Genomic DNA, 19,160 nt, shown 5'->3' with positions numbered 1-19,160 from the left:
TCCTCCGGAACTGCTGCTCATCGCTTCAATTCCAGGAAAGGCTTCTTTTGATTTTGAAAAACAAACAACTATTTCATATCTGCTGCTTTATCAGGATAAAATCCATTGGCAAGCGTCCTTAACGCCATCGGTGCGCGTACCCCTTCTGCCGCCGCCGAAAGAGGCATCACAACAAAACGCTTGTTCTTGATGGCGGTAACATCCACTAATGCAGCATTGTTCAGCAGCAGAGCTTTCTTCTGTTCCACGCTTGTGTCCCCATAATCGACGATGACAATGACATCCGGGTTGCGGTTCACAACCTCCTCCCAGCTGACTGTGGCCCAGCTTTTATCGATATCATCAAAAATGTTTTTTCCGCCTGCCATGTTGATCAAGCTCGTCAAGTAGGTGTTGGCGGCCGTAAACGCGGTATCATCGCCACTGTCATAGACAAATACTTTAACGGGTTCGCTGACCGTACCGATGCTGTCCTGAATTTGCCCGACCTCCTGTTTCATATCATTCACAAGAGCCTGGGCCCTCGCTTCGACTTGAAAAATCCGGCCGATATTCAGGATGTCCTGATACACATCGTCCAGTGACGGCCCGGCCTTGTTTGAAGATTCCTGAACATAGGTTTGCACGCCTTGCCCGGCGAGTTCAGCCCTGGAACCAAGCGTTTTTTCGGTAAAAGCGCTTTTCCAGCCCGCGTAGGCGAAATCCGGATTCGCCGCAAAAAATACTTCCTGGGATGGATACTGTTCCGATAACAAAGGAATTTTGTCATATTGTTCTTTGTACTCCGGGAGGATTTGATCATCCAAATAAGCCGTCCCCACCATGGAATCCTCCAGGCCAAGCGCCAGCATGACCTCAGTGGCATGCTGATTCAGCGCAACGGCACGCTGCGGAGGCTCAGTGAACACAAGCTTTTCCCCCATATTTTCGATGACAACCGGCGCTTTCTCCGAGCTCTGTCGGTCTGATGGTTCATTGGCTGGTGAGATGGCTGCCGTTCCCTGAGAAGCGCTGCCGCATGCAGACAGCAGGCAAATCAATGCTGTGCCAGCCATGCACAGACTGAATAATCTTTTTAACTTAATCATGACTTCCTCCGCTTGTCCAATCCTTTGGACTGATATTTTCCATTCCGCTCATCTCTGGCAGAAATGTTATTGACGGTTTGCCTGTAATCGGATGCCTGACCACCTCAGTCGCCACTTCAAAAATGGTAAACAGCAGCTCGGGCTTGAGGATTTCCTCCGGTGGCCCGGTTACAATCACTTTGCCATCCTTCATGACAACCAGGCGGTCACAGTAGCAGGCTGCGATGTTCAGATCATGCAGCGCCGCCAATGAAGTAATGTTGAGCCCTTTTACCAGATCCATGATTTGCAGCTGATGCTTGATATCCAGATGATTGGTAGGCTCGTCCAGGATGAGAAATTTGGCCTGCTGGGCAAGCGCCCGCGCGATAAGAACACGCTGCTTTTCTCCACCTGACAGAGTTGAGAAGCTGCGGCCCGCGTCCTGCAGCATTCCGACACGTTCCAGCGCCTGCTCCACCAGCCTCAAATCCTCCCCGCTATCCGGCTGATACCACTTTTTATGAGGATTACGTCCCATCATGACCATGTCCTTGACGAAGAAATCGAAGGCGACCGGCGCTTCCTGGCTCACTACAGCGATCTGCCGGGCTGTCTCTCGATGCGATATGGAATGCAGGTTCTGTCCGTCAATCGAAATCCGGCCGGAATCAGGCTGCAGGACACGGTAAATATTTTTCAGAAGAGTGGATTTCCCGCTGCCGTTTGGCCCGATCAGCCCGACAAGCTCGCCCTTCCGCACATGCAGCAGAATTGAATCAATCAACCGCTTGTCCTGCACACTGTAGGAGACTCCTTCAACCGACACATTCATTTACCGTTCCCTCCAAATGAGTATGTACTTCTGCGCAGCAGCCAGATGAAGAACGGCCCCCCGCATAAGGCTGTGACGATGCCAATCGGCAGCTCCTCCGGTGCCAGCACGAGCCGTGCGGCCACATCAGCCCAGATCATAAATATCGCACCAAGCAGCATGCTTAACGGCAGTACCCGGCGATGATCGGAACCGGTCATCATCCTGGCGATGTGTGGAATCATCAACCCAACGAAGCCGATAGAACCGCTTACAGAGACAATCGTGCCTGTCATCAGAGCCGCAATAACGACAAGTAAAATACGGAACGCGGCAATGTTGACACCCAGGGTCACTGCCGCCTCCTCCCCCATAAGCAGGGAATTCAGCGAACGATGCAGGGACAGCAGCACTGCAGCCCCCAGAGCAATGATAAGGGCAGGAGCGGTCAGATGCTCCCATTTCGCACCGGTCAGACTGCCCATCATCCAATACATTGCGGAGCGGATGCCATCCGCATGGGGGGCCAACGTGACGATAAAGTTAGTGGCAGCTGACAGCATCATGGAAGTGACAATACCGGACAGCAGCAACCTCGTCGTTGAAATCTCTCCACCGACTTTGGCAAGGACGAACACGAGCACCATTGCAAGTAATGAACCAATAAATGCGGAAAGGGGTAGCGTGTATGTCCCGAGAAAGCGGAAGGCGCCGAAAATAATCACAAGCACCGCCGCTGTGGACGCCCCCGAAGAAACACCCAGGATGTAGGGATCAGCCAGCGAGTTTCGTGTCAGTGCTTGAATAGCCGCTCCTGTGACAGCCAGACCCGCTCCGATGACAGCTCCCAGCAAAACTCGGGGGAACCGGATATTCCACACAATATGCTCCTGCGCTTTCGTCCACGATCCATCCATCCAGCTATCCAGGAGAGGTAGATGGGAAAAGGCGATGTTCCACACCTGTACAGGATGAATCTGTACGGGGCCAAGCATGACAGCGATGGTAATGGAAGCGGTAAGAACAACCGTCCATACGAACAAATGAACCACAAACCATGCCGGTTCAGCCCTGAGTCCTCCATTTTGTTGTTCGTTCATTGAACTCCTTTCCTTCCTTTGTGCTAAAAAGGAGATTATAAGAATGCACAGCAAAAAAGCACCCTCAAGTTTATGAGAGTGCCTGTACTGGATCAGTGAAACGCGCAGGGCCGTTTCCAGCCTGCCAGTTTCATCACCTTGCCAGGAAATGAAAGCAGCAGTAAGAAAAGCCCGACGACATCATCGTGAACCGTGCCGGCCACCCCCTATCCGCGTAGGTTCGTGACAATCCAAGAAGCAGGCAGGTCTCCTGACTTGCGGATCGTCGCCGTCTGCGGTCTTCCCATCGAATAACGACAGTGACCATGAACTTGCAGACAGGCTCCTCGCATACAGTGGCGGGACCGTGCCGGATTTGCACCGGCTTCCCTTTTAAGACGGGGCTGCGTTTTCACACACCTCGTCACCTGCTCTTTTAAAATATTAAAATATGAGATAAAAACAATACAATGTTAGCATGAACAGATGTGGATGTCCATTTCTTTAAACAACGCCAAAAGGGTCAAGCATACCTTTCCGCAAGCGATTCACTTATAATGTCAAGGCCTTCCTCCAGCTGCTCGTCGGTAATGACCAGCGGGGTCAGGAAGCGGATCACATTGCCGTGAACGCCGGCGGTCAGCAAAATAACACCTTTGTTATAAAACGAGCGGACCAGGTTGGCCGCAAACGCTGCGGCAGGCTTGCCACTGGATGGATCCGTAAATTCAACGGCGCACATCGCTCCGAGGCCACGGACATCACCGAGGATGGGGTACTGTTTCTGCAGCTTGTCAAAATGTTCCCTGATCCGCAGTCCGATCTGCCCGGCCCGTTCGCAAAGGTTTTCCCGTTCCATCTGGTCAATAACGGCAAGAGCAGCCACGCATCCCAACGGGCTGCCACCGTAAGTCCCCCCGATTTCACCAGGATTGGGCGCATCCATGATATCCGCCCTTCCGACAACTGCGCTGATTGGCAAGCCCGCAGCGAGCGATTTGGACAAAGTGATCAGATCAGGCTCGATGCCAAAATGCGTGCTGGCAAACATCGCACCCGTGCGGCCAAAACCGGTCTGGATTTCATCCGCAATGAAGAGAATGCCATGCTGCCTGCACAGTTCATACACGCCCTGGACAAAAAGCTTCGGCGGTACAATAAAGCCCCCTTCTCCCTGAACCGGTTCCATAATGACCGCCGCCAGTTCCTCAGGCGCAGCCTCAGTCAGCAGAAAGTCCGCAAACTGGTCGAGACAGAAACGCGCATAATCCTCCTCGCTCATGGTCTCCGGACGATAGTACGGGTAAGGATAAGGGGCTTTGTACGTAGCCGGAGCGAACGGGCCCATCTGAAATTTATACGGCCGCACCTTGCTGGTCAAGCTCATGCCCAGCAGCGTACGGCCATGAAAGCCGCGTGTAAAGGAGACGATCCCGGGCTTTCCCGTATATTTGCGGGCGATTTTCACGGCGTTTTCCACCGCTTCGGCCCCGCTGTTCAGCAGCACCGCTTTTTTGGCAAAGGAGCCCGGCGCAAGCGTCGCCAGCTTCTCGGCCAGCTCAACATATGGCTCATACATGCCGACATGAAAGCATGTATGCAGAAACCGCTCCGCCTGCCGCTGCACGGCCTGCACGACCGCCGGCGGGCAATGGCCGGCATTCATCGTGCCAATCGCACCGGCGAAATCGAGAAACACGTTGCCGTCCACATCCGTCAGCAGTGCACCGCTGGCCTTCTCCACAAACAGCGGAAAGTTATTGCCGACACCGCCCGCTACGGCCGCTTCTCTTCTGCGGAGTAGCTCAGCCGTCTTCGGCCCGGGAAGCGGACCCTCAATCCTGGCATACTTGCGCTCTTTCCCCAACCTCATCGCTCTCCTTAATTGCGGTACCAGCCTAAGGGCTCAACCTGCAGATTGGTGTTGATTTGCTTAACCTCCGTATAGGCCTCATAGCCGAAGGTTCCCAGCTCTCTGCCGATGCCGCTCTGCTTGTATCCGCCCCAGGGGGCTTCATTGTAGGTAGGATGAAACGTATTAATCCACGTGATGCCTGCCCGCAGCTTCCGAACGACCCGCTGCGCCCTTGCTCCGTTATTCGTGAACACCGCGCCGGCGAGTCCATATACTGTGTCGTTCGCCAGGCGGACCGCTTCCGCTTCATCCTTGAACGTCTGCACGACGAGCACCGGGCCGAAAATCTCCTCGCGTACAATGCGCATATCCGGATTCGTATCCGTAAAAATGGTCGGCTGCAGAAAGTAGCCCCTGGCATACTCGCCATCCGTCAGCCTTTCCCCACCGCATACCAGCGTTGCGCCTTCTTCTTTGCCCAGTTCAATATAGCTGAGCACTTTTTGCAAATGCGCCTCCGATACGAGCGGTCCCATCTCTGTGCCTTCGTCGAGGCCGCTGCCAACGACGATGCGCTTCGTCCGCTCCACAAGCCGGGCCAAGAAGCGCTCGTAAATGCTTTCTTCCAGCAGCAGGCGCGAACCGGCCGCGCAAATTTGCCCCTGGCCAGCGAAGATGGCGAACATGGCATACTCCACCGCTGTTTCGAAATCGGCATCAGCAAATACGATATTCGGTGATTTGCCGCCAAGCTCCAGCGATATTTTCTTCATATTGCCGGCAGCAGCCTGCATAATGCTGCGCCCCGTGGCCGTACCGCCGGTAAAGGCGATTTTGTCCACATCCCCGCTTACCGCCAGCTCATGGCCGACCGTAGAGCCTGCTCCGAGCACAAGATTGGCCACTCCGGCCGGAAAACCGGTGCGCTCAATGAGCTCGAACAGCTTGACGGCAGTTACCGGCGTAAGCTCCGACGGCTTGAACACAACCGTATTGCCTGCCGCGAGCGCAGGGGCCAGCTTCCAGGCGGCCATCAGCAACGGATAATTCCACGGCACAATCTGGCCGCACACGCCGATCGGCTCGCGCACGACGATGGCCTGCATCGGGTCGGCCACTTCATAGGTTTGCCCGTGCGGTTTCGTTGCCAGTCCGGCGTAATAGCGGAAGCAGGCGATGGTGTCGTGCACATCCCCCTCCGCTTCCCGCAGCGGTTTCCCGCTGTCCAGCGTCTCCAGCCGTGCGAACTCCTCCTTCTCCGCCTCCAGCAAATCCGCCAGCCTGAACAGCAGCCGCGCCCGCTCCACTGCCGGCGTCTCAGGCCAGCCGCCTTCGTCAAACGCGCTGCGCGCTTCGGCAATCGCCCTCCGCGCATCCGCGATACCGCCTTCTGCCGCCTGCGCGATGGTTTCCCCATTCGCCGGATTGACAATTTTCCTCGTTTCCCCTGATACGGCTTCCACCCACTGTCCGCCGATATACATCCGTAACATGAACATTCCTCCTGCCCCCAAGAAATGTGAAACGGTCAAGCCTCCAAATAACGAATTAACGGACTGCAAATAAGGTATTATCAACGATTAGCAGCGGGTTGCTGCAGATCATGTTAATGTCCGCCAGCGGGCTGCTGCTGCGTAATGCAGTGAATGTTGCCGCCGCCAAGCGCAATTTCGTGCGTGTTCACCTGGACCACCTTTCTGTCCGGGAACAATGCGCTAATTTGTTTAAGGGCATCCTGATCGCGCGGGTCGCCAAAAGCCGGGATGATCACGCCTCCATTACAAATATAAAAATTGACATAAGTAACAGCAAAGCACGTTCCCGTCGCCCGGCTGTAGCTGCGCCGCGCTCTGTCGATCCGTCGCGCCTCCTCCTCCGTAATCGTCAGCGGTGACGGAATCGGAATCCGGTGGATTTCCAGCTTCCTGCCGCGTGCATCGACGGCTGCGCTCAGTGTTTGGTATGCCGCCTGCAAAGCATCATACTGCGGATCATCCGGGTCATCCGTCCAGCTCATCGCCACAACGCCGGGCCGGACAAAGGCGGCCACTTCATCAATATGGCCGTCTGTTTCGTCAAAGCGCATGCCTTCCTTGATCCAGATCATCGTATCAACATTCAGGTATTCCTTCAGCAACTCCTCGATGTCATTTTTGGATAAGCCCGGATTCCGGTTCGGATTCAGCAGGCACTGCTCCGTCGTCAGCAGCGTGCCTTCCCCATCCACATGAATGGAGCCTCCTTCGAGAATGAAATGCTGGGCATCATAGCGGTCCTTGTATTCCATCTCCAGCACCTTCTGCTTGACCAGCAGGTCTTTATCCCATGGAAAATACAGTCCGCCCTGCAGTCCGCCCCACGCATTAAAGCCCCAGTCAATCCCCCGGACTTCACCTTGGTCGTTCTTGACAAAGGTCGGGCCGATATCCCGCATCCAGGCATCGTTGGAGGACAGCTCCACAACCCGGATCGGGGACGGGAAAACGGCACGGACATGCTCATACTGTGCCGATCCCACTCCAATCGTCACCGGTTCAAACCGGGAGATGGCAAGCGCCACCTCCACGAAGGCGTCCTGGGCCGGCTTGGCACCCATTCTCCACGTATCCGTACGCGTGGGCCACAGCATCCATGTGCCGCGATGCGGTTCATATTCGGCAGGCATGCGGAACCCGTCCCGTCTCGGTGTGCTGTTGATCGTTCTTGGCATACCAACACCTCTTGCTTAAGCTTTTGTTTTCTCCAGCACTTTGCGGAAGGTTGCGATGACCCGGTCCATTTCCTCCTTGCTGATGGTAAGCGGCGGCTCGATCCGGATCGTTTTGGAATTAATGAGCGTGCCAGCCACGAGAATGCCCTCGTCAAACATGCCTTTGGAGATTTCGTAACCTACCTCGTCTCGATGAAATTCAATGCCGATCATCAGACCGATGCCGCGTATTTCCATGACCTTGTCTTCATGTCCCGCAGCCGCCTGGTGGAGACCATCCAGGAAGTAACGGCCCGACTCGCCTGCCCGTGCAGGCAGCTCTTCTTCAAGCAGCACATCAATGGTCGCAATCGCTGCGGCGCAGGCCAGCGGATTGCCGCCGAAGGTCGTTGTGTGCATGAACGGATTGGGGAACAGGCTTTGGAACACTTTTTCAGTAGCAACAACCGCACCTGCCGGGATGACACCGCCGCCAAAAGCTTTGGCAAGACAAAGAATATCCGGCACAACCCCGTACAGCTCGCAGGCGAACATTTGACCCGTGCGTCCCATGCCGGTTTGCACCTCGTCAAATATAAGCAGCGCACCGTATTGATCGCACAGCTCGCGCACCTGGCGCAAATAATCCGGCGGCGGCAGGATGATTCCGCCCTCGCCCTGTATCGGCTCAAGCAGTACGGCGGCGACATCCTCCCCGACCAGCTCGCAGGTCTCGAACGTTTTGCGCATCATGTCGATATCGCCGAACGGGATATGGCGGAAGCCGGAAATCAGCGGCAGAAACGGTTTGCGAAACATGCCTTTGGCCGTGCCTGACAGCGAGCCCAGGCTTTTGCCGTGGAATGCCCTCGTTGTGGAGATGATCGTTGTCCGCTCGCTGTACATTTTGACAAGCTTTAAGGCCGCCTCCACACTTTCCGTGCCGCTGTTTGTAAAGAAAGAATATTTAAGATCGCCAGGGGTTATGCGTTCCAAAATTTTGGCCAGCATCGCGCGCAAAGGGTCCAGCAAATCCTGGCTGTGCAAGGCCTGCCGCCGGAGCTGATCCTCGACCGCCTTGATGACCTTCGGATGCCGGTGCCCGACATTGTAGATGCCAAAGCCCCCCAGACAATCAATGTACTCCTTGCCATTGACATCCTTAAAGCACGAGCCTTCATCAGACCATTCCACCGCGGCGAACTGTCCCCCCTGCGTTACCGTCTTCCGGTACTCAAGGAATCCCGGGTTAACGTTCTCACGAAAGCCCTCGACCGTTTCTTTTGTAATCCAGGCCGCTTCTTCCTTCGTGATTTCCTTTTTCGCAACCAGGTCAAGCACCTGTTTGATATAGGCTTTGGTCTCTTCCTCATAACCTGGCTGACCGCTCATTTTTGATGGATCGATTGCCATGGATGACACCCCCTTCATAAATGTCATTTTATATAACATAAAAACAAAAAAATCATCTTGAAAAAGAAAAAAACTGCAGTATATACTATGACTCATAAACTCAAAACGGGTAAGGGAGTGATTTTAGCGCCAATAACGAAATGTTTCTTGACATGAAATTACGGAGAACCTTGATCTAATGCTGTTCACAAATGGAAGGTGGAATGGTATGAAAGAGGAAAATCAAATGACACTGAAACGCTCGCTGAACTCCTGGCAGCTCATTCTTCTCGGACTTGGATTTATGACTCCCATGGTGGTGTTCGACACGTTTGGGATCGCCTCGGAGGAGACGGCTGGGCATGTTCCGGCTTCTTATGTTGCAGCTCTTGTCGCGCTGCTCTTCACGGCCGGCAGCTACTGTTTTATGATCAAAGCTTTTCCCAATGCCGGCTCGGCATATACTTACACGCAAAAATCGTTCAACCCGCACTTGGGATTTATGATCGGCTGGCTCGCCCTTATGGATTATATGTTTTTGCCCATGGTGAATGCCCTGATCGCGCAAATTTACCTCACATCCCTGTTTCCGCAAGCCCCTGCCTGGATCTTCGTCGTACTGTTCGTCGCCATCGTTACGGCCATCAATTTACTTACTGTTAAAGGAACTGCCCGTCTGAACGGTTATTTCGTGCTGCTACAGCTGTTCGTGGTGCTCATCTTTATCGGCGTAGCCGTATGGGGATTGACCCAGGGCAAAGGCTCGGGACGGATCTGGTTTCCGGAAGCTTTCTTCTCCGCCGATATCAGCACGGCTACCCTGATTTCCGGTGCAACACTGCTTTGCTTTTCCTATCTTGGCTTTGATGCGGTTGCCGGGTTTTCGGAAGAAACCGGCAATCTGACAATGCCTGTCCAGCTCGATGAAACGGTATAAGACGGCAATAGACTACTGATTTTGTAAAAGAATCAGGAGCTTTTTAAACATCCGGATTTCCAACTGCAAGCTTTCCGTGATTACTTCACTCATCAGCAATTTAAAGTTGGGATCAACGGACTCGAACTCGGCTGCCAGCACTCGTTCTTCCAATTCCTTTAATTTCTTTTCAAAGCGCTCTATGATTTCTTCCACATAAAAAACCAGTTTTTTAGGATCAACATATTCAATAAATGGTAATGCTGCAAACAAGGATCTGATGGACTTGGCGTTTTTAAAGCTTTTATAAATCTCTTCTTTAAAAACTTCCCGGCCCTTTGCCGTGATACTGTAGGTTATTTTATCAGGTCGGTTCTCCGCGTGGATGATTTGAGATTTTTGAATAAGCTCCTTTTTCAGCAAGGCCTCAAAATTATAATACAGATTGCCATCCGTAACATTGACTGTATTATTCGTGCCCTGTACAATCCTTTTCTTGACATCATAGGGATGATAGTCGCCTTTGTGCAGCATGCCCAGGATGAAGATTTGAAGAGACAAGGTTGTCTACCCCCTTTGGCTATATATTATTATTTTACACTATAAAGTCATAAGATGCCGAATCGTACGCCTGATATGAAAAAGAGGGCGCCAGCTTGTGCCCATATCATGGCGGCTGGTCCCCCTTTTACACTTCACACTTAAGGCTGTGAAACGGTGATCGCTGCATTGTCAGCAAGAAGCGCCTGGTTGTTGACGATCACCCGGTCACCATTTTCAAGGCCATTGGCAACCAATGTTTGTGTGCCGGATTCTTCTCCTACGGTAATCTCCTTACGTACAGCATGACCATCAACAGCCACGTACACGTAGGACTGGTCGTCGTCTTTTTCAATCGCCTTCGTTGGAATAATGATTCCTTCCTTTGCATTTGCATCCACAAAGCTTACATCTGCCAGCATCCCGGATTTCAGCTTGCCGCTCGTATTGGCGACAGTTATGTTCACTGGAAAACCGTTGCCATTCGCATCATCGGAGCCTATGCTTTTGACCTTGCCTGTCGTCAATATGCCTGAAGCAGCTACGCGAACCTGCACAGCATCGCCAGCCTTGATATCATTAATCCGATCGGCAGGCACGTAGATCTCCAGGTTAACACTGTCCAAATTATGGATCACAAGCGCCGGAGATGAAGTGGAAGCTAATTCACCAGCTTCAATATTTTTGCTTTTAACAATGCCTGTTATAGGCGAAGTGATGACCGCATTATCCAGTGAATTTTGTGCGATTTCAACGTTAAGCTGTGCTTGCTCCAGCTTTTGCCGGCTCGCTTCCACCCCTGCCGTGCTCTCTGCTACTTCCAATTGCTGCTGGGCATTTTGGTAACCACTATTGGCGTTTTCATAGCTGTTTTTAGCATTTTCGTAGGCGGACTTGGCCGTGGACAACGCTTTTTGGGCAGTGCTTAATGATTTTTCTGCAGCGGTCAGCTGATTTTCCGCATTGGCTTTCGCATTCAGCGCATTATCGTAGGCTGTCTGTGCGCTAACTTGAGCAGCTTGTGCTTCTTCCAATTGCACTTGTGTCGCCAGTGAGCTGGCGTAAAGTGATTGCGTGCGGCTCAAGTTCTTTTTCGCATTCTGCAGCGCCTCCTGTGTCTGCTTTACCGTATTGCCGGCAGTAGAGACAGCTGTCCGTGCCTGCCTCAATCCGGTTTGGGCCTGATCGATAGCCGCCTCAGCCTGATTGATTCCCTGCTCTGCCTGTGTAATGGCGCTTTTGGAGGAGATGACACCGTTCCGCGAGCTGACAATGCCGGAGTTCGCAGACACCACGCCGGATTTATGCGAATCTTCCGCGGATGCAATGGCTGCCTGTGCAGCCGCTACATCGGACTTGGCAATTTTTAATTTATTGCTCAGATCATCATCTTCAAGCTTGAACAGCACCTGCCCTTTTTTTACCTCGCTCCCGACATCGACTGTTATGGCAGCCACCTTGCCGGCAATTTTAGGAGTAATATTCACCGTTTCAGATGAGGTGGTCTTTCCCGTGTAGATCTCCTCTCCTCCAATGACTCCTTGTTGCGCCTCGCTGACCTTTACATTGATGCTTATATCCTGAGCAGCCTGGCTGCCTTGCGAGCAACCGGATAAAATGCCGGTTCCTAGCAGCAATACAGCAGCAGTCGCTTTCCACTCTTTCATCTATGCTCCGTCCCCTTTCTTTCCGTGCTTATGCTTGAATTTCCGCTGCTTCGTCCTTTGCTGCTTTTCGTTTTCGTCCGGTAATAAACAGGAAAATCATCGGTATCGAACAAAATAGCGGTATGGATGATAACAGGAAGGTGTCCGCAATCCCCCGGGAATAAGCATCCAGAGAAATTAAGCCTGATACTGTTGAAGCCCATGAGCTGCCAAGTGTCGATTGCAAGACTTGTGCGCCATCCGGTGTGATCGATTCCGCAATATGCTGGGTGTGCAGCGCCGTACGGCTCTGCATGAGAAATGTAAGAATCGCAATCGCCATCGAACCGGCGATCGTTCTGACCAGGTTGGAAGCGCCTGAAGCATTTCCGACCTTATGGCTTTCTACGGCATTCATTCCGATCGTAGACAGAGGCATCAGACATAACCCGATCCCCATTCCACGCAGTACGGTTACAATTTCGAACCAGGTACGTGAGGTCTGAGGTGTCAATAAATGCAGATGATAGGTCATTACACTGGTTAATGTCAGTCCCACGAGACCGATCGGCACAATTCCCACCTTATCCAGCAGCTTGCCGGCGATCGGCATCATAAGGGCCATGGCCACAGCCTGCGGGAGTAAAATGATCCCTGTATCTACAGGGGATATAGACTGAATATTTTGCAAAAATAACGGCGCCAGAAAAGTCCCTCCATACATGCCCATCATGACAAAGCTGGAGGCAATCACACTCACGGTAAATTTATAATTTTTGAACAATGAAATATCGATAACAGCATTATCTTTGCCGCTCTCAACAACGATGAGAAAGATCAATGACCAGAAAGCGATAAAGAATAAAGAAACAATTTTAAAAGACCCCCATCCGTCCGATGAGCCGCTCGAAAGCGCGTACAGCAACGTGCCTGCACAGGTAGCAGCTAATATAAACCCTGTCACGTCAAACTTGATGGGAGCACCTTTTGGCGGTTCCTTGATCAGTAGTACCACCATCAGAATGGCGAATAATGCCACCGGAACACAAGCGATAAACAGAAATCTCCAGTTAAACCATTCAATTAAATAACCGCTTAACGTCGGACCAATGGCAGGCGCGGCCATAGAGGAAATGCCCCAGATCCCGATTGCCATCCCCACCTGCTCACGCGGAATGATTTTATACACAATGGTCATACTGAGCGGAATAATAACGCCGCCGCCAAGGCCGGCAATAATACGGGCCACAATCAAGGCCATGTCATTCCAGGCAAATATGCACAAAGCTGTGCCTAAAGTGAAAACGGAAAGTGCGCCGATCAAAAACTTTTTATAGCCAAATCGCTGCTCCATGAAGCCTGTAATGGGAACGATAATGCCTGAAGCAAGGGTATAACCGGTAATAACCCACTGAATGCGTGTGGTCGTAGACCCTAAATCTGTAGTCAATTGCGGAATCGCCACGTTAATCAAGCTGTTATTCAAGACGGCAACAAAGGCACCCAGCACAATGGCAAAGAAAGCCAGCCAGCGTTCTCTCGATGAATCGTCAGGAGGAGCAGCGGTTATTGTATTCGAATCCATGCCAATCCCCCTCTATGGAGTATGAATTCTGACTTCAACGTTAGTCCCCGGAATCAATCGCATTCCCTCCGGTACGTTTAGGGCAATTTTCACGGGAATCCGCTGTGTTACCTTGTTGAAGTTGCCGCTCGTGTTCGTCGCAGGAATTGCAGAAAATACGGAGTTGGACGCTTGCCCGACTTGACTTACTTTCCCCTGAATGACCTCACCACCCGCTGCGTCCAGTGTGATTTCTACGGCTGCCCCCGGCTTGATGCGGCCGATGTCGGTTTCTTCAATATTGGTTGAAACATACAGATTGTTCATATCCACCATGACCGCTACCACGGAGCTTGGTGATGCAATCTCCTGCTCCCTGGAGTAAATTTTAATCACTGAACCGTCAATGGGGGCGCGCAGTACGGCTTTGCTGACAGAAGCGGGGTCCAAACCGGACACGTCCTGCGCGGCAATCATCTCATCCTTCTTGAGCACATCACCCTCTTCGACATAAATCTGATCCAGCTTGGCCGTGATTTGCGGCATCACTTTATATTGATCCGCGGCGATACGCGCATCATCGCTTGTCACATAATGTGCGCCTTGGTACCAGTAATAGTAGCCCAGCGCCCCACCGCTTACGATAAGCAAGACAATAAGCACTGCATAAATTTTCTTCTTACTCACGAACTCCACCTCAGTAGGCTGAATTTTTTTGGCAAATTCACTTTAAAAACCCCTCGCGAATGGCTGGAACCACCTTTTATTGGCAGATCCCTTAAGGAACACCTCCTTTTTTTTAGATTCCAGAAAGTATAAACCCCTTGGTATAAGCTTCCTGGAATCGCAAGAAAAACTACTGCTAAACGCGGTCTGGCTTCTGGGAATGTGCGTCGATAGAGGTTTTTCTTATGTATTTTTAATCTAAACATATTACTTTGTACAGAGTAACAACCGATGAGAATTTTATCCAACTCCGGACGGATTGTCAATATAAATATGCAAGATATCTATTGAAATATCTAAATTCATTCTATTTCTTGACGATGCCCTAACAGCACTGAAATTTGTTTGGCAAGAAAATGCGGTGTATACGGCAGATCATTTCGCAGCCAGCCGACAATCGTGCCAATTAATGCGGAGGAATAATGCCAGATAGCAATGTCTTTGGGAACCCCTGACTTTGAGATTATGGTGTCGCTTTCTGAGTGATGGATCCGGAGAGAGATCATTTCCGTTAGCAGTTGCAATAAACGTTCCGTGAAAATAGGAATTCTTTTTGTCCCAAGTATGATTTTATAAAATTTGGAGTTTTCGGAAATATGCTCAAGCAAAGCTACCAATTGATCAAAACGAATCTCTTCAGTTGAATGGTTGTTCACAGGCAACCCATGACTCAGTACATGCTGAATGTCCTTAACCATGTCATCTGCCATCTTCTCCAACATATCCGGGATATCACGATAATGCAGATAAAAGGTTACACGGTTAATGGTGGCCCGCTCCGCAATACGATTGACAGATATTTTTTCAACATCAACTTCCTGCAGCAGATCAATAAGCGCATCCTTTAGCAGTTGGCGTGTTCTTATGATCCTGGGATCCATGCGAGGTTTTTCATGTTCATTCATAGGTTGGTTTCAGCTCCTGTATTTGGTGATTTACAATTTTTCGATTATTGTCGTTTATATAAAATTTAAAATACATAAGAAAGATGTTATGTTAACTAATTTACATATTGGCAGGAAACGTCGCTTGAATACTGCAAAATTTAAATTTATTATTTAATTTATACAGTGTAAATTATCCTACACTTTGTAAAATAAGTACAGACAGAGATATGAAAGGATGGAGCCAAATGAGTACAGCCATACAAACCAACCGCACCATAAAAAAGGGCCCCATCTTGTTTACCATGATTTTAGGCGCCTTTCTTGCAACGCTGAATCAAACGATTATGAGTGTTGCCACCCCGGAGCTGATGACCGATCTTCATATTTCGGCAGCAACCGCCCAGTGGCTGACAACAGGATACATGCTCGTGAACGGTGTGCTGATCCCGATTACAGCTTACTTAATGCAGCGATTTACGACCAGACAGCTTTTTCAAGCTTCGATGTTATTCTTTTTAATCGGAACGGTTATATCCACCTTTGCAGGCAGCTTCCCCGTTCTCTTAACCGGGAGAATGATTCAGGCAGCCGGGGCCGGCATTATTATGCCGCTGCTCACGAATGTCATCCTGACGCTATTCCCTCCTGAGAAAAGGGGGTCGGCCATGGGCATGATGGGATTTGCCATTATTTTCGCTCCGGCAATTGGACCTACTCTGGCCGGTTATGTCCTGGAAAATTATGCGTGGGAAATGATGTTTTACGGCATGATCCCGCTTGTTCTTATAGTTATCCTGTGCGGATTTATCTTTCTGCGGAATGTATCGGAGCCAAAAGTGATCAAGTTTGACATGCTCAGCGTGCTCCTTTCCACAATTGGAATGAGCGCTTTGCTATATGGCTTCAGCCTGGCAGGCAGCAAAGGATGGACAAGCCCGGAGGTATTAGGCTCCATCATCGCTGGTCTCGCTGCTCTTGCTTTGTTCACCTGGCGCCAGTTAGTATCCCGCAATCCTTTGCTGGATCTCCGGGCCTTCAAATATAATATGTTCACCTTAACGACGATCATTAATATCGCAGTTACGATGGTCATGTATGCGGATATGATGCTGCTTCCGCTCTATCTGCAAAACGCCCTTGGATATACGGCTCTGGAATCCGGCCTGCTGATGCTGCCCGGGGCCTTGGTGATGGGCTTCCTGATGCCGGTTACGGGCAAGCTGTTCGATCGTTTTGGCGCGAAGTGGCTGTCCATTATCGGTCTGGTTATTACGATTGTCACTACACTTGGTTTTATTAACTTGACGGAATCGACCAGCTACACCTATCTGCTTCTGATGTCGACAGGCCGCCGGATCGGGATGGCATTGCTGATGACACCACTGCAAACCGCCGGTTTGAACCAATTGCCAAATAGACTCAATGCACATGGTACGGCCATCTCAAATACCGTTCGGCAAGTAGCGGGAGCGGTGGGCACTTCCCTTCTTGTCACCGTGATGACTAGCCGGACAAGCACGCATATGCAGAATATGATCGCTTCAGGCGCGGCACAAGATACGACGAAAGAGCACTTGATGTTGCAAGCCAATATTCAGGGGATCAATGATGCTTACCTTGTCATTGTTGGGATCGGTGTCGTCGCATTGCTGCTTTCCTTTTTCATTAAACGTGTCAAACAAGCCGCTGAGGTTGAGGAAGAACCTAAAGCAGCGTTGAAAAGAGCAATCAGTAAAGAAGCATAATACCATGAGCATAAGGACATGTCGTATGCCAACCAGTTGTTGATAGCAAGTAAAACAAATAGAGGCTGCCCTATCGTCATCTTTCATGACTATGGGACAGCCTCTTTTCCCCTGCACTATCCTATTCATCCAGAAGCTGATTCTTTGCCGAATGCTCTTAAAATACAAGCAAGCTGCTCGTTCATATATTCCGGGCTGCGGGCAAAGCCGTCCTTACTCCACTCTATAAGCAGTCCCATCATTGCGTTGGTCTGATAAGCCGCCAGCAAGGTGACGTCCATTTGCCCCCAATCCAATTCCGAAGAACCGCCCTGAATTAAGCTTTTTATTTTCTCAAAAAGAGAATAGTAGTAAGATAACGAAGAATTTTTATCAAAGACGATTTCATAGAATGCCTGATATTTTTTCACATGATGGAAGATTCGTATGGTAGAAGGATCGAGATGGCTTGAATTTAGACGGGGGGCATGCCGGTAAGGCTCGTAATAGGAATCCTCCAAATCTTGAAGCAGATAGTGCAGATGCTCATCAAATAAAGCGCGAATATCCTTATAGTGCAGGTAAAAGGTTCCTCTATTCACAGCAGCCTCTCGGCAAAGGGCGGACACTGATATCGATTCCAGCGCCGTTGTTTTTAATAAAGTCAAGAGTGACTGGTGCAGTGCTTTTTTGGTTTTGATGACTCTTACATCATTTTCATTCATATCTCCTATTTCCCTTTCGTATAATCGGTTGTCAGATTTATTAATCAACATTATTGACCATACTTGTTCAATAACCTAATAAAAAATATTGTATACCGTCATCTGCGAAGTGTATAGTAGTTTTTCTTACGATCATAGAGAGGTGGCTGTCTATAGGGTTCGTGTCGTGATGTCCCTGCCCCCTGCACGATACTTTGCATGATTATCCCCTTCGTACAGGGAATAACGACGGTAGCTAGAGTTGCGTGTTCTGGTGCTCTTGCACGATACTTTGCACGATTATCCCTTTCATTCAGGGAGTACGTATTAATGGTTAGGGTAAGGGATAAAGAAAAAAAGGCGGCGTTCCAGTGAGATTTTCTGCTTGAGAAAGGAACGTATGTTCTTAATCTTGATTTGGGGGCGAGGCGTCTATGAAAGTCCATGTAGGAACAGATATCCAACCATTCAGCAGCGGTTATCACAGCGAGCAGGACTGCATGGAGGCGCTGATCGCGATGAAGTGGCCGAACGACTTCATCTGCCCGCGTTGCGCTCACACCCGCTGCAGTCGTCTGACTTCCCGGCGCATCCCCTTGTTTGAGTGCGGAAAATGCGCGCATCAAACGTCGGCTTTGGTCGGCACGATTTTTGAACGAACACATCTCCCCCTGGTGAAGTGGTTCCAGGCCTTGGAGTTGTTCCTGCTCCCGGACGGCATCTCGGCCATGCAGTTGAGCGAGGTGATCCAAGTCACCTACAAGACCGCCTGGCACGTGCTACAGAGAATACGCCATGCCGTCGGGGAGTTCGATGCCCTGGAGCTGCTCTGCGGAGATGTCAAGGTGAACAGCGATTTGTACGCGTGTAATCCGTCCCGGTATGAGCTTTCACATCCGCATGCCTCGGCGGTTGTAGCGGGCTGTACGGTCACGGAGGCGGACGAGCCGGAGCACGTCAAAATCCGCCTGGTACCGCAGCAGAGAGGGGACGGGACAAGGGTCAACCGTTCCGACCTTGCCGCGTTCATCCGTAAACATGTGGATCTCGATACATCGTCGGTGCAGTCCTTCCCTTTGGCCTATCGGCTGTATCAGCCCTTGCGGAAAGTGGTGAGAGAGGCGTGGACATCACTGAAGCGTACGTATATAGCCGTAGGACTGAAGCATCTGCAGGCATATCTGAACGAGTACACCGGACGCCGCCAGCTGCGCTTGCCCGGAGCGGAAGCAACGATGTGGCAGAAGTTGCTGCGGATGTGTATGGCGATTCCGGCGATCTCTTACCGGTGCCTGATTGCGTGCCAATCGAATCAGCCCCTTGCGGCTGTGGCCTGATTGAGGCGTTTGAACGGTAGGGGTTAGCTTGAGGTAGATCAACTTGATTAGTGTGGGTAAGCATAAGCGGTGCGGAGTTGCTGCAAACGTAAGGGTTCTGGGTTCAGGCTGCAGCCAAATCGCGTTTTTTTCTCCTGTCTTGTCCTTCATCTCCTGCCCGGCTCGCTCCACTTACCTTGAATTGTCTTTATATTTTTAAATATGATTTATTATCCTGAAT

General features: G+C 50.8%; 16 protein-coding genes and 1 riboswitch. Of the genes, 3 read left to right on the top strand and 13 right to left on the bottom strand.

The genetic code is table 11. From position 1 onward, the window contains the following. Positions 1-68 precede the first annotated feature (68 nt). The 7 genes from ACE5LO_RS09945 to ACE5LO_RS09915 all read right to left on the bottom strand — a co-directional run bounded on the left by ACE5LO_RS09945 (position 69) and on the right by ACE5LO_RS09915 (position 8,917). On the bottom strand, positions 69-1,088 hold the full coding sequence (locus ACE5LO_RS09945) for an ABC transporter substrate-binding protein (RefSeq protein ID WP_375519863.1): 1,020 nt from the start codon (positions 1,086-1,088) through the stop codon (positions 69-71). Further along, the gene (locus ACE5LO_RS09940; RefSeq protein WP_375519862.1) at positions 1,081-1,902 is read right to left on the bottom strand and encodes an ABC transporter ATP-binding protein; all 822 of its coding nucleotides are present in this window, start codon (positions 1,900-1,902) and stop codon (positions 1,081-1,083) included. Before ACE5LO_RS09940 ends, ACE5LO_RS09945 begins: the two co-directional genes overlap by 8 nt. Then, complete coding sequence (locus ACE5LO_RS09935; protein WP_375519861.1) at positions 1,899-2,981, bottom strand: FecCD family ABC transporter permease; 1,083 nt, start codon at positions 2,979-2,981, stop codon at positions 1,899-1,901. The genes ACE5LO_RS09940 and ACE5LO_RS09935 overlap by 4 nt, the downstream gene beginning before the upstream one ends. Before the next feature lie 223 nt (positions 2,982-3,204). Beyond that, positions 3,205-3,407, bottom strand: a riboswitch (cobalamin riboswitch). A gap of 76 nt (positions 3,408-3,483) precedes the next feature. After that, the gene (gene gabT, locus ACE5LO_RS09930; RefSeq protein WP_375519860.1) at positions 3,484-4,827 is read right to left on the bottom strand and encodes a 4-aminobutyrate--2-oxoglutarate transaminase; all 1,344 of its coding nucleotides are present in this window, start codon (positions 4,825-4,827) and stop codon (positions 3,484-3,486) included. Positions 4,828-4,841: 14 nt separating this feature from the next. Beyond that, a complete protein-coding gene (locus ACE5LO_RS09925) occupies positions 4,842-6,314 on the bottom strand; it encodes an aldehyde dehydrogenase family protein (RefSeq protein WP_375519859.1) in 1,473 nt (490 codons plus the stop codon). Positions 6,315-6,421: 107 nt separating this feature from the next. After that, positions 6,422-7,525 carry an agmatine deiminase gene (gene aguA / locus ACE5LO_RS09920; protein ID WP_375519858.1) on the bottom strand — a complete coding sequence of 368 codons (1,104 nt, stop codon included), beginning with the start codon at positions 7,523-7,525 and terminating at the stop codon, positions 6,422-6,424. A gap of 15 nt (positions 7,526-7,540) precedes the next feature. Then, the gene (locus ACE5LO_RS09915; RefSeq protein ID WP_375519857.1) at positions 7,541-8,917 is read right to left on the bottom strand and encodes a putrescine aminotransferase; all 1,377 of its coding nucleotides are present in this window, start codon (positions 8,915-8,917) and stop codon (positions 7,541-7,543) included. A gap of 208 nt (positions 8,918-9,125) precedes the next feature. Between ACE5LO_RS09915 and ACE5LO_RS09910 the strand changes: the two genes are divergently transcribed. Then, positions 9,126-9,833, top strand: coding sequence for an APC family permease (locus ACE5LO_RS09910; protein ID WP_375519856.1), 708 nt, complete (start codon positions 9,126-9,128; stop codon positions 9,831-9,833). A 12-nt stretch (positions 9,834-9,845) separates the two neighbouring features. Here the strand turns inward: ACE5LO_RS09910 and ACE5LO_RS09905 are convergent, their stop codons facing one another. The 5 genes from ACE5LO_RS09905 to ACE5LO_RS09885 form a co-directional block, all read right to left on the bottom strand. Continuing rightward, on the bottom strand, positions 9,846-10,373 hold the full coding sequence (locus tag ACE5LO_RS09905; RefSeq protein WP_375519855.1) for a PadR family transcriptional regulator: 528 nt from the start codon (positions 10,371-10,373) through the stop codon (positions 9,846-9,848). Positions 10,374-10,513: 140 nt separating this feature from the next. Beyond that, positions 10,514-12,019 carry an efflux RND transporter periplasmic adaptor subunit gene (locus tag ACE5LO_RS09900; protein WP_375519854.1) on the bottom strand — a complete coding sequence of 502 codons (1,506 nt, stop codon included), beginning with the start codon at positions 12,017-12,019 and terminating at the stop codon, positions 10,514-10,516. A 28-nt stretch (positions 12,020-12,047) separates the two neighbouring features. Next, positions 12,048-13,583, bottom strand: a complete 1,536-nt coding sequence (locus ACE5LO_RS09895; RefSeq protein ID WP_375519853.1) for a DHA2 family efflux MFS transporter permease subunit — start codon at positions 13,581-13,583, stop codon at positions 12,048-12,050. A 12-nt stretch (positions 13,584-13,595) separates the two neighbouring features. Next, positions 13,596-14,249 (bottom strand): HlyD family secretion protein, encoded by a 654-nt coding sequence (locus tag ACE5LO_RS09890; protein WP_375519852.1) that lies wholly within the window; start codon positions 14,247-14,249, stop codon positions 13,596-13,598. A 341-nt stretch (positions 14,250-14,590) separates the two neighbouring features. Beyond that, the gene (locus tag ACE5LO_RS09885; RefSeq protein ID WP_375519851.1) at positions 14,591-15,193 is read right to left on the bottom strand and encodes a TetR/AcrR family transcriptional regulator; all 603 of its coding nucleotides are present in this window, start codon (positions 15,191-15,193) and stop codon (positions 14,591-14,593) included. Positions 15,194-15,420: 227 nt separating this feature from the next. On the opposite strand from ACE5LO_RS09885, the gene ACE5LO_RS09880 reads away from it, so the two are divergent. After that, positions 15,421-16,920, top strand: coding sequence for a DHA2 family efflux MFS transporter permease subunit (locus tag ACE5LO_RS09880; protein ID WP_375519850.1), 1,500 nt, complete (start codon positions 15,421-15,423; stop codon positions 16,918-16,920). A gap of 125 nt (positions 16,921-17,045) precedes the next feature. On the opposite strand, the gene ACE5LO_RS09875 is transcribed toward ACE5LO_RS09880, so the two are convergent. Further along, complete coding sequence (locus ACE5LO_RS09875) at positions 17,046-17,624, bottom strand: TetR/AcrR family transcriptional regulator (RefSeq protein WP_375519849.1); 579 nt, start codon at positions 17,622-17,624, stop codon at positions 17,046-17,048. A 413-nt stretch (positions 17,625-18,037) separates the two neighbouring features. Here ACE5LO_RS09875 and ACE5LO_RS09870 point away from each other — a divergent pair, with 413 nt between their 5' ends. Next, a complete protein-coding gene (locus ACE5LO_RS09870; RefSeq protein ID WP_375519848.1) occupies positions 18,038-18,940 on the top strand; it encodes a transposase in 903 nt (300 codons plus the stop codon). The last annotated feature ends 220 nt before the right edge of the window (positions 18,941-19,160 follow it).

The sequence above is a fragment of the Paenibacillus medicaginis genome, assembly GCF_042138635.1.
Taxonomy (GTDB): Bacteria; Bacillota; Bacilli; order Paenibacillales; family Paenibacillaceae; genus Paenibacillus; species Paenibacillus medicaginis.
This window is presented reverse-complemented; position numbering and strand designations above follow the sequence as displayed.